An 11,713-nucleotide genomic window follows, 5' to 3' on the forward strand; every position below is an offset into this window, starting at 1 on the left:
TCATCCTTGCTGTTGAACACGATGCAATAACGTAACACCGGCTTGCGACACTGCGACCAGTTTCGCCGTGCGCGCCAGAGGCTGCTCCTGCGATGAATAGTCCAGCGTCAGTTCAATATCCGGCTCGGGTAAAATACCTGCGCCTTTCTGCGGCCATTCCACCAGACAAATGGAATCCTGCGCGAAATAATCACGGATCCCCATAAATTCCAGTTCCTCCGGATCGGCAAGGCGATATAAATCAAAATGATAAACAGCGATATTGCTCAGCTGATAAGGCTCAACCAGCGTATAGGTCGGGCTTTTCACGTTGCCCTGATGCCCTAATGCCTGAAGAAAACCCCGGCTAAAGGTCGTTTTACCGGCGCCCAGATCACCATAAAGATGGATAACCGCAGAGCCTTCGCAGGCTTTCGCCAGTGAAGCACCTAATTGCAGCGTCGCTGCTTCGTCGGGTAAAGAGATATTAAGTTGATTCATTCAGATATCTGTTTCTTCAGGTCTGGATTAACTAACGGGGGAATCACCGCTAAAAGATCAGTCGCCAGCATACCGCGCGTTCCCTGCCGGTGGGCGATTTCGTCCGCAGCTGCGCCATGAACTACTGTGCCCGCGCAGGCCGCATCATATACATCGAGTTTTTGAGCCAGTAATCCGCCGATAATACCAGAAAGTACGTCGCCCATGCCGCCCGATGCCATTCCGGCATTACCGACGTCGGCAACGGCGAGCCCGCCGCGTTCACTGGCGATCAGCGTGCCTGCGCCTTTCAGGACGACCACGCCGCCGTAGCGTTCAGTAAGTTTTCTGGCAGAAAGTAAGCGATCACTCTCAATCTCCTCCACACTGCACCCGAGTAAACGAGCTGCTTCGCCGGGATGCGGTGTCAGTACGCGATTTTGCCGTTTCCCGGGATTGATTGCCAGCAGGTTAAGCGCATCGGCGTCCCATAACGCCGGTTTATCCGATTTTTCAGCCTGCTCTACCGCCTGCCTGCCCCAGTCGCGTTGTCCAAGCCCCGGACCGATGACCAGAACGTCTGCCCATTTCAGGCCTTCTTCCAGTGATTTCGCCGTGAGTTCCTGCACCATCAGTTCAGGTCTTGCCGTCAGCAATGGCCCGGCGTTTTCAATGTGAGTAAGTACTCGCACCAGACCTGCACCGCTACGCAGCGCGGCTTCAGACGCCATGCGGATGGCACCGGCAAAACCTGTGTCGCCGCCAACCACCAGCAAACGTCCATGATCGCCTTTGTGCGAACAGGGGCGACGCGGATGCAACCATTGCGCCAGCTGCGTTGCGTCCAGCCGTTGCAGGTGCGGAAGATGTCCGCCCAGCCAGCTTTGCAGCCCGAGCGGATCGCAATGCAATTTCCCGACGTAATCTCGCGCCTGACCGGTCAATAAGCCGGGTTTCAGGGCAATAAAGCTGAGCGTGTGCGTGGCGTGAACCGCCTGTCCGGCGGCCTGCCCGGTTTGGGCATCCAGACCCGAGGGAATATCTAAAGAAAGAACCGGAACCGGCGTCGCGTTAATGTTTTCGATGAGCCCGTCGTAAGGCGCGCGCGGTGCAGACGTCAGGCCGGTGCCCAGCAAACCATCGATTATGAGATCAATATCCTGCGGCCATTGCGTATCAGCAGCGCCGCTTTCTCCGCCCGCTTTCTCCCAGCCCAGACGCGCTGATTCTGCTTCATCAGGCAGCGGCTTGTGGCTGTCGACCGCCAGCAGCGTCACCCGAATTCCAGCCTGCTTAGCCAGACGGGCAACTTCATATCCATCACCGCCGTTATTGCCATGCCCGCAAAATATCAGCCAGTGCCGCGCGTCAGGAAATTGGCGCTGAGCCATCAAAAAAGCCGCTTTGGCCGCGCGCTGCATCAGGGTAAACAGAGAAATCCCTGTTTCCTGCGCCGCCTGGCGCTCAGCTTTTCGCAGCCAGTCAGCAGAAAACACGGAATGTGGTAAACTCGCCTCGTTTCGTTTTTCACGTTGGTTCGTCATGACACTCCCTCTCGATCTCGTTCAACTGGCTCAACATATCAAGCAATGGGGCCAATCGCTAGGCTTCCAGCAGGTCGGCATCTGCGATACAGACTTATCCGCAGAAGAGCCCAAACTCCAGGACTGGCTTGATAAACAATATCATGGCGAGATGGAATGGATGGCACGCCATGGCCTGTTGCGCGCACGCCCTCACGAGCTTTTGCCCGGCACATTGCGGGTAATCAGCGTGCGCATGAACTATTTGCCCGCCAAAGCCGCCTTCGCCAAAACCCTGAATAATCCGCTGCTCGGCTATGTCAGCCGGTATGCGCTCGGCCGTGATTATCACAAAGTGCTGCGCCAGCGGCTGAAAAAGCTCGGCGATATGATTCAGGCGTATTGCACTGAACATGCTGACCAGACCGTGACTTTCCGTCCTTTTGTCGATTCCGCCCCGGTGATGGAGCGCCCGCTGGCGGCCAAAGCCGGTCTTGGCTGGGTTGGTAAACACTCACTTATCCTCAACCGTGAATCCGGCTCCTGGTTCTTTCTCGGCGAACTGCTGATTGATCTGCCGTTGCCGGTTGATCAACCACAGGAAGAGAAGTGCGGCAAATGCGTGGCCTGCATCACTACCTGCCCGACTGGCGCCATTATCGCGCCTTATACCGTGGATGCGCGTCGCTGCATTTCTTACCTGACGATTGAACTGGAAGGCGCGATACCGGAAGAATTCCGGCCCATGATGGGTAACCGCATCTATGGTTGTGACGATTGCCAGCTGATTTGTCCGTGGAACCGTTATTCACAACTGACGGATGAAGAGGATTTCAGCCCGCGTGCGGCGTTGCATTCGCCGGAGCTGATCGCATTATTTGGCTGGACGGAAGAGAAGTTTCTGCGCATCACCGAAGGCTCGCCTATCCGCCGTATCGGTCATTTGCGCTGGCTGCGGAATATTTCGGTGGCGCTGGGCAATGCGCCCTGGTCGGAACAGGTGCTGGACGCGCTGAATTCACGCGCAGGTGAAAATCCGCTGCTGGATGAACATATTGAATGGGCAATCCGGCAACAAACCGAAAGAAGAAATGAACATCGTATTGAAGTGCAAACTTCGCAGCAGAAACGGCTGATTCGTGCTGTTGAAAAAGGCTTGCCAAGGGATGCATAACAAATCCCAAATCACATTACCAGATAAGCTATATTTTCTGTGCATAAAAATAAAAATGCTTTGCCAATCAATTGCAAAAAAAAGAGCAAGTGATCGTCATAACGTTTTGTTATAAATTTATTCTTAACAAAATCAAGTGATTATGAATTGGCAATATGTGCAGCACAAAAAACGGACAGTGTAAAAAAACAGCTAAACCTGTGGATAAGTCTGTTTAAAAAATTACTACAAACCGTGTAATGATCGTCTGAATCACGCACGAAATATGCACGAAAACGCTGCTGAGAAATGAAAGTAAACCGAAGAAGAAAATTGGAGCGGGAAACGAGACTCGAACTCGCGACCCCGACCTTGGCAAGGTCGTGCTCTACCAACTGAGCTATTCCCGCATTGAGATGCTGATTGCATCCGCTGTAAATTTACAGCTTTTGAAATTTTTGGAGCGGGAAACGAGACTCGAACTCGCGACCCCGACCTTGGCAAGGTCGTGCTCTACCAACTGAGCTATTCCCGCGTCGCATGGCACTGCATGTTTTACATCTACATGATAAATCTAAAACACTTAAAACAAACACTTAAAAATTTGGAGCGGGAAACGAGACTCGAACTCGCGACCCCGACCTTGGCAAGGTCGTGCTCTACCAACTGAGCTATTCCCGCTCTGCGCACTCAACGAAATTCTTCATCGGTACGGGGTGCGCATTATACGAGAAATCCTTTTAGCCGCAAGCCCCTGAAAGCAAAAAAACGTTTTTTTTGTTCAAGTGCCGATTAAAACAGCAAACCGGCGATTTAAGAAGCGAAACACGGTGATTTCGTGCTTCGCACCGCAGTAAAAAAGATTTCAGGTATTTTAGAGATTAATAAAATGATCGCGGTAATACGCCAGTTCAGCCACGGATTCACGAATATCGTCCAATGCCTGATGCGTGTTTTGCTTCTTAAAGCCACTCAGCACTTCCGGTTTCCAGCGGCGCGCCAATTCTTTCAGGGTGCTGACATCCAGATAACGGTAGTGGAAGTAGGTTTCAAGCTCCGGCATGTACTTAAACAGGAAACGACGATCCTGCCCGACGCTGTTGCCACAAATTGGCGATTTACCTTCCGGCACCCACTCGCGCAGGAACTCAATCGTCTTTTGCTGCGCGGCATTATCGTCAAACGGACTGGCTTTCACACGATCGACCAGACCACTACCGGTGTGCGTACGGACATTCCAGTCGTCCATTAGCGCCAGTTGTGCGTCAGACTGATGCACTGCCATCACCGGGCCTTCAGCCAGAATGTTCAGATGCGCGTCGGTGACCAGCGTCGCAATTTCAATAATACGGTCTCGCTCAGGATCCAGACCGGTCATCTCAAGGTCGATCCAAATCAAATTCGAGTCATTTGCAGCCATGATGCGTCCTATTACAATGAAAGAGATATAGCTGGTATCATAGACGTTTTGGTCGCACCGAGCGATTAAAGCCAGTCAAGTGAGGCGCAGTGACTAAGTCAAAACTGTCTAAAGGGCAACAACGTCGCGTTCAGACTAACCACCAGCGTCGTCTGACACAGACCGACAAACGGAAAGAGCTGGACGATTCTCTGCACGGCGAACCGCAGGACGGCATCGTCATCAGCCGTTTCGGGATGCATGCGGACGTTGAAGCGGCCGACGGCAGCCAGCACCGTTGCAACATCCGCCGTACCATCCGATCACTGGTCACCGGTGACCGCGTCGTCTGGCGCAAAGGCGAAAACGACAGCGTTAAAGGTATCGTTGAGGCGGTACATGAGCGCACGTCCGTCCTGACGCGTCCTGATTTCTACGACGGCGTGAAACCGATCGCCGCCAACATCGACCAGATCGTCATTGTTTCCGCCATCCTGCCAGAGCTGTCTCTGAACATTATCGACCGCTATCTGGTGGCCTGCGAAACCGTAGAAGTTGAGCCGCTGATTGTACTCAACAAAATTGACCTGCTTGATGACGAAGGCCGTAAATTCGTCGAAGGCATGATGGACATCTACCGCAAGATTAATTACCGCGTGCTTGAAGTTTCAAGCCAGACCGGTGAAGGCATGCCGGCGTTTGAAACCGCGCTGACGGACCGCATCAGTATCTTTGCCGGCCAGTCCGGCGTGGGGAAATCCAGCCTGCTGAATGCTCTGCTTCCGCCGGAAGAAAAACAGATCGTGGTGAACGAAGTCTCCGATAACTCCGGTCTGGGCCAGCACACGACGACCGCAGCCCGCCTTTACCACTTCCAGCGCGGCGGCGATGTTATCGATTCCCCTGGCGTGCGTGAATTTGGTCTTTGGCATCTCGCACCAGAGCAAATCACACAAGGCTTTGTCGAATTCCGCCCTTTCCTCGGCTATTGCAAATTCCGCGACTGCAAACACGGCAGCGATCCGGGCTGTGCAATCCGTGATGCAGTCGATCGCGGCGAAATCGCGGAAGAGCGTTTCGACAACTACCATCGCATTCTGGAAAGTATGGAAGACGTAAAAACGCGTAAAAACTTCGACGCGCTTTAATGTTAAGCCATTGAGCTAAAAGGTTAAGGGCAAGCGGGTGAAGTTAACGGAAGTTGAACCGATGATTTCACCCCGTTACAATCCTCCACCTTAAAACACTGTGCGGCCGTCAAAAAGACGGCCTCCTGCAAAATGGCCGGATAAAACCGGTCATTCATACCATCCAAGAGGTTTTCCCGTGCTGGACAGTATCAAAATCAAACTCCAATATTTACTTCCTAAACAAGGATTAACCCGTCTGGCAGGCTGGGGCGCAGATAAACGCGCGGCCACGCTCACGCATTGGGTCATCAAAGCTTTCGCCCGTTTCTACAGCGTAGACATGAAAGAAGCGCAGAACCCGGATCTCAAATCGTACGCCACCTTCAATGAATTCTTTGTCCGTCCGCTGCGTGATGGCGCGCGTCCGGTGGTCAGCGGTCTGGATATGCTTTGCCTGCCCGCCGATGGCGCAGTCAGCCAGTTAGGCGCGATTACCGATGGCAAACTGTTCCAGGCAAAAGGCCACTTCTACAGCCTCGAAGCGTTGCTGGCCGGAAATTATCTGCTGGCAGAAAAATTCAAAGAAGGCCAGTTCGCCACGATTTATCTGGCGCCGCGCGACTACCACCGCGTGCATATGCCGTGCGGCGGCGTGCTGCGCGAAATGATTTACGTGCCCGGCGATTTGTTCTCCGTGAACCCGCTGACGGCGGCCAACGTCCCGAACCTGTTTGCCCGTAACGAACGCGTCATCTGCGTATTTGATACTGAATTTGGCCCGATGGTGCAGATTCTGGTCGGCGCGACCATCGTGGGCAGCATTGAAACCGTGTGGGCAGGCTGCGTCACGCCGCCACGCGAAGGCATTATCAAACGCTGGACATACCCGGCCGCTGGCGAAGAAGGCGCGATTGCGCTGGAAAAAGGCCAGGAAATGGGACGTTTCAAACTGGGCTCAACCGTGATCAATCTGTTTGCTGCAAACCAGATCCGCTTTATGCCGCAACTGAGCAACGGCACCGTCACACGCATGGGCGAACCGTTTGCTGAAGCGCTGCGTACACAGGCATCAGCAACGGCTGAACCTGTGGTACCAGAAGTAATTGTCACTCCGGAAGCACCTGTCATCGCAGAAACGCCGGCAGGTGTGGCCACAGCTGAACCACAAGCGCCTAAAGACTACTGAGTACGCGTTAAACCACCGAAAAGGAATTGACCAAGTGCGCCTGATCCCCGCCCTGCTGATGAGTTTATTGCTGGCTCTGCCTCTGGTGGCGACAGCAACCCCGACCGAAGATCAGCTCAAACAAGAGCTGAAACAGGCGGAAGCCAATAAAGAAATGGCCAATCAGACGCAGGTGGTTGAGGCGCTGCAAAGTGCGCTCAACTGGCTGAATGAGATGAATGTTTCGGTCGGGCGCACTACGCAGTATCAGACGGTCATCGATGATTTTCCGAAACTGACTCAGGCGCTGCGCCTCGAGCTGCAAAATCAGCCCGAAAAGCCGCCTGCCGTTGATGACAGCATTCCTGCCGCGCAGCTTGAGCAGCAAATTTTGCAGGTCAGCAGCCAGCAGCTGGAAGAAACCCGCCAGCTGCGTCAGGAGCAGGATCGTTTCCGCGATATCAGCGATTCGGTCAGCCAGATCCCCCAACAACAAACTGAAGCCCGGAATGCGCTCAGCGATATTGAGCAGCGCATGCAGGCGGCCACGGCGGCGGCGCCATCTTCACCCCTGGCGCAGGCTCAGCTCAGCGCGCTTCAGGCTGAATCGGCGGCACGCAAAGCCAAGGTTGATGAACTGGAGCTGGCGCAGCTTTCTGCCAATAACCGGCAGGAACTGTCACGACTTCGCGCCGATCTCTACAAAAAACGCGCCGATTTTCTCGATCAGCAATTGCAGGCTTTACGCAACATGCTCAACAACCAGCGCCAGCGCGAAGCTGAACAGGCACTGGAAAAAACCGAGCAGTTAGCTGAACAAAGCGGTGAGCTTCCGCATTCCATCAGCCAGCAGTTGCAGTCAAACCGCGAGCTGTCGCTGGCGCTGAACCAGCAGGCGCAGCGCATGGATCTGATTTCCTCTCAGCAGCGTCAGGCTGCCGCGCAGACGCAACAGGTTCGCCAGGCGATTAACACTATCCGCGAACAGGCGCAGTGGCTGGGCGCGTCGAATCTGCTGGGCGAAACGCTCCGGGCGCAGGTTTCCCGTCTGCCGGATATGCCTAAACCGCAACAGCTTGACCGCGATATGGCGCAGCTGCGCGTTCAGCGTCTGCACTATGAAGATTTACTGGATAAGCAGGCAATTTACCGTCAGGGACGTCAGGACGACGGCAAACCGCTGACGGCGGCGCAGCAAAAAATTCTTGATGCCCAGCTGCGGACTCAGCGTGATTTACTCAATTCGCTGCTCTCCGGATGCGATACGCAAATTCTTGAACTGACCAAACTGAAAGTCGCCAACAGCCAGCTGGTGGAAGCGCTGAATGACGTACATGACGCCGCGCACCGTTATCTGTTCTGGGTCGCCGACGTCAGCCCGATTGGTTTTTCCTATCCGGTGCAGGTCGCACATGACCTGAAACGTCTGGTGTCGCTCGATTCCCTGAGCCAGCTGGGCGGCGCGTCGATGATGATGATCACCAGCAAAGAAACGCTGCTGCCACTGTTTGGCGCGCTGATCCTGGTGATTGTCAGTATCAGCTCACGCAAACACTATTACGCGTTTCTGGCGCGTGCCAGCAGCAAGGTCGGAAAAGTCACCCAAGACCATTTCTCACTGACGATGCGCACGGTGTTCTGGTCAATTCTGGTCGCAATGCCGTTGCCCGTACTGTGGGCGGCGCTGGGCTTCGGGCTGCAAAGTGCGTGGCCTTATCCGATTGCGGTCGCCATTGGTGATGGCGTGACGGCAACGCTGCCGATCCTCTGGGCGTTTATGGTCAGCGCCGCGCTTGCTCATCCTCAGGGGCTGTTTGTCGCGCACTTTGGCTGGCCTCAGCGCGCCGTTTCGCGGGCATTACGCTATTACGCCCTGTCAATCTGGGTACTGGTGCCGCTGATTATGGCGCTGATTACCTTCGATAATCTCAATGACCGCGAGTTCTCCAATACGCTGGGTCGCCTGTGTTTCGTTATTCTTTGTCTGGTGGTTGCGCTGGTGACGCACAGCCTGAAACGCGCGGGCATTCCGCTGTACCACGATAAACACGGCAACAGCGAAAACGTCCTCAATAATACGCTGTGGTGGATGTTACTGGGCGCACCCGTTGTGGCCGCGCTGGCCTCGCTGATGGGCTTCCTGGCCACATCACAGGCTCTGCTGGCGCGTCTGGAAACCTCGGTTGCCATCTGGTTTGTTCTGCTGGTGATTTATCACATTATCCGCCGCTGGATGCTCATTCAGCGCCGCCGTATTGCTTTTGAGCGTGCAAAACAGCGCCGTGCAGAAATGCTGAACCAGCGCGCTCGCGGTGAAGAAGAGGGACATCAGACCAGCAGCAGTAACGAAGGCACGGTGGAAATCGAAGAACCGGTGGTCGATCTGGATGCGATCTCCGCGCAGTCATTGCGGCTGGTGCGATCCCTGCTGACGTTGATCGCGCTGATCTCGGTGATCTTCCTGTGGTCGGAAATCCATTCCGCGTTTTCTTTCCTGGAAAATATTCATCTGTGGCAGGTTTCCTCGACCGTTCAGGGCGTGGAAAGCATGCAGCCGATCACGCTCGGATCCGTGTTGATCGCCATTCTGGTGCTGATTATTACCACACAGCTGGTGCGTAATTTACCCGCCCTGCTGGAACTGGCGCTGCTGCAACATCTTGAGCTGACGCCGGGCACCGGTTACGCCGTGCTGACTATCACCAAATACGTTCTGCTGCTGATTGGCGGGCTGGTGGGCTTTTCACTTATCGGGATCGAATGGGCAAAACTGCAATGGCTGGTTGCCGCGCTGGGTGTCGGGCTGGGCTTTGGTTTGCAGGAAATTTTTGCCAACTTCATTTCCGGCCTGATCATTCTGTTCGAAAAACCGATCCGTATCGGCGATACCGTCACCATCCGCAACCTGACCGGCAGCATCACGAAAATCAATACGCGCGCCACGACGATTGCCGACTGGGACCGCAAAGAAATTATCGTGCCGAACAAGGCCTTTATCACCGAGCAGTTCATCAACTGGTCGCTTTCCGATTCCGTCACGCGTGTCGTACTGACCGTCCCGGCGCCTTCAGAGGCCAACAGTGAAGAAGTGACTCAAATCCTGCTTAACGCCGCACACCGTTGTTCACTGGTGCTGGATATGCCTGCGCCGGAAGCGTACCTGGTGGATTTACAACAGGGTATTCAGATCTTCGAGCTGCGTATGCATGCCGCCGAAATGGCGCACCGTATGCCGCTTCGCCACGAAATCCATCAGCTGATTCTGGCCGGATTCCGCGAGCACGGCATCACGCTGCCGTTCCCTCCATTCCAGGTCCGTATGGAGACGCTGCACCGTGCGCAGAATGGCAATAATGCGACGTTTACCAGCAGCAGCGGCAGTGGTCGCAGCGGTAACAGCTCGCGTTCGCCGGGCGATTTGTAATACCGGTTTTAAAAAATAAGCGGGGCAGATTTTCTCTGCCCCTGAATCCATTGTTTTACAGATCAGCGATCAGCGCCGCCGCTGCTTTACGGTGCTGAGAAATCAGCGATTTGATGTCCATCCCGACAATCTGTCCGTCAATCACCCGCCATTTTCCGCCAACCATCACGCGATCAGCCCGTTCTGCCCCGCACAACAGCAGCGCGGAAACCGGATCATGGCTGCCGCTGAAACGTAATTCATCCAGCCGGAAAAGCGCCAGATCCGCCTGCTTCCCGACCGCGATTTGCCCGATATCATCACGCCCGATAAGCTTCGCCGAACCGCGCGTTGCCCAGCCTAAAACTCTTTCCGGCGTGACGTATTCCGCGCCATATTTAAGACGTTGCAGGTAAAGCGCCTGACGCGCTTCATACATCAGATTCGATGCATCGTTAGACGCCGAACCGTCCACGCCCAAACCGATGGGGACGCCTGCCGCTTCAAGGTCGCGCGTCGGACACATGCCGGACGCCAGGCGCATATTCGACACCGGGCAATGGCAGATCCCGGTTCCGGCAGCGCCAAGCCGCTGAATTTCGTCCGCATTGAAATGAATGCCGTGCGCCAGCCACGTCCGGTCATTCAGCCAGCCGACGCTTTCCAGATAATCCACCGTGCGCAGCCCGAACATTTTCAGGCAGAACGCTTCTTCATCCAGCGTTTCCGCCAGATGAGTGTGCAGCCGGACGTCTTCGCGCTGCGCCATAGCGGCGCTTTCGCGCATGATGTCCGTGGTCACGGAAAACGGCGAGCACGGCGCCAGCGCAATCTGCATCCACGCCCCGTCGCCGCGCTGATGATAACGGTCAATCAGCCGCTGACTGTCGTGCAAAATTGTATCTCCCGATTGCACCGTCTGCTCCGGCGGTAAACCTCCCTGCTCTTCTCCGAGGCTCATCGAGCCGCGCGTCAGAAGAGCACGCATCCCCAGTTCGCGGACGACCTCAACCTGCACATCAATCGCCTCTTCCATTCCCTGCGGGAACAGATAATGGTGGTCAGTCGTGGTGGTACAGCCCGAAAGCAACAGTTCGGCCATCGCCACCCGGCTGGCGAGCCCCAGCGCTTCAGGCTGCAAACGCGCCCAGACCGGATACAGTTTTTGCAACCACGGAAACAGCGGCACGTTAACCACGGGCGCCCAGGCCCGGGTCAGCGTCTGATAAAAATGATGATGGGTATTGATGAGGCCGGGCATAAGTACACAGCCGGTGGCATCGGCAATCTGATCAACCGGCTGTGAGGGTAACTGGCCGCATGCCAGAACTTCAGCGATCGTGGAGCCTTCGACGACGATACCGCCGCGGGCATCGAGTTCATTGGCGGTAAATACCGCCAGCGGATTTTTAATCCAGGTGCGTTGCAAAGACATAACTGACTTCCTCTTCATGAATTCAAAAGTGAGTCAGCTCAGTTAT

General features: G+C 55.0%; 8 protein-coding genes and 3 tRNA genes. 4 read left to right on the plus strand and 7 right to left on the minus strand.

Translation table 11 applies throughout. The features are described 5' to 3' along the window. Together tsaE and nnr are read right to left on the minus strand one after the other, a co-directional pair. Complete coding sequence (gene tsaE / locus M2403_RS13975; RefSeq protein WP_217153827.1) at positions 1 to 480, minus strand: tRNA (adenosine(37)-N6)-threonylcarbamoyltransferase complex ATPase subunit type 1 TsaE; 480 nt, start codon at positions 478 to 480, stop codon at positions 1 to 3. Further along, positions 477 to 2,003, minus strand: coding sequence for a bifunctional ADP-dependent NAD(P)H-hydrate dehydratase/NAD(P)H-hydrate epimerase (nnr, locus tag M2403_RS13980; protein ID WP_208950948.1), 1,527 nt, complete (start codon positions 2,001 to 2,003; stop codon positions 477 to 479). The genes tsaE and nnr overlap by 4 nt, the downstream gene beginning before the upstream one ends. On the opposite strand from nnr, the gene queG reads away from it, so the two are divergent. Beyond that, positions 2,002 to 3,156 (plus strand): tRNA epoxyqueuosine(34) reductase QueG, encoded by a 1,155-nt coding sequence (queG, locus tag M2403_RS13985; RefSeq protein ID WP_208950949.1) that lies wholly within the window; start codon positions 2,002 to 2,004, stop codon positions 3,154 to 3,156. The two genes, nnr and queG, sit on opposite strands and share 2 nt — an antisense overlap. A 313-nt stretch (positions 3,157 to 3,469) precedes the next feature. On the opposite strand, the gene M2403_RS13990 is transcribed toward queG, so the two are convergent. The 4 genes from M2403_RS13990 to orn all read right to left on the minus strand — a co-directional run bounded on the left by M2403_RS13990 (position 3,470) and on the right by orn (position 4,555). Then, positions 3,470 to 3,545, minus strand: a tRNA-Gly gene (locus M2403_RS13990). Between the two features lie 49 nt (positions 3,546 to 3,594). Further along, positions 3,595 to 3,670, minus strand: a tRNA-Gly gene (locus M2403_RS13995). 70 nt (positions 3,671 to 3,740) lie between these two features. Next, positions 3,741 to 3,816 (minus strand) — tRNA-Gly (locus M2403_RS14000). Between the two features lie 193 nt (positions 3,817 to 4,009). Beyond that, positions 4,010 to 4,555, minus strand: a complete 546-nt coding sequence (gene orn, locus M2403_RS14005) for an oligoribonuclease (protein ID WP_152325334.1) — start codon at positions 4,553 to 4,555, stop codon at positions 4,010 to 4,012. A gap of 89 nt (positions 4,556 to 4,644) precedes the next feature. On the opposite strand from orn, the gene rsgA reads away from it, so the two are divergent. The 3 genes from rsgA to mscM all read left to right on the plus strand — a co-directional run bounded on the left by rsgA (position 4,645) and on the right by mscM (position 10,253). Further along, positions 4,645 to 5,682, plus strand: a complete 1,038-nt coding sequence (gene rsgA / locus M2403_RS14010; RefSeq protein WP_152325335.1) for a small ribosomal subunit biogenesis GTPase RsgA — start codon at positions 4,645 to 4,647, stop codon at positions 5,680 to 5,682. Between the two features lie 178 nt (positions 5,683 to 5,860). Then, on the plus strand, positions 5,861 to 6,850 hold the full coding sequence (gene asd / locus M2403_RS14015; protein WP_259229597.1) for an archaetidylserine decarboxylase: 990 nt from the start codon (positions 5,861 to 5,863) through the stop codon (positions 6,848 to 6,850). A gap of 34 nt (positions 6,851 to 6,884) precedes the next feature. Continuing rightward, positions 6,885 to 10,253 (plus strand): miniconductance mechanosensitive channel MscM, encoded by a 3,369-nt coding sequence (gene mscM / locus M2403_RS14020; protein WP_165058816.1) that lies wholly within the window; start codon positions 6,885 to 6,887, stop codon positions 10,251 to 10,253. A gap of 55 nt (positions 10,254 to 10,308) precedes the next feature. Here mscM and M2403_RS14025 read toward each other — a convergent pair whose 3' ends face one another. Continuing rightward, positions 10,309 to 11,667: an 8-oxoguanine deaminase gene (locus M2403_RS14025; RefSeq protein ID WP_259229599.1), complete on the minus strand. Its 1,359-nt coding sequence runs from the start codon at positions 11,665 to 11,667 to the stop codon at positions 10,309 to 10,311. Positions 11,668 to 11,713: the final 46 nt, after the last annotated feature.

The sequence above is a fragment of the Rahnella sp. BIGb0603 genome (assembly GCF_024808755.1).
Lineage (GTDB): Bacteria > Pseudomonadota > Gammaproteobacteria > Enterobacterales > Enterobacteriaceae > Rahnella > Rahnella contaminans.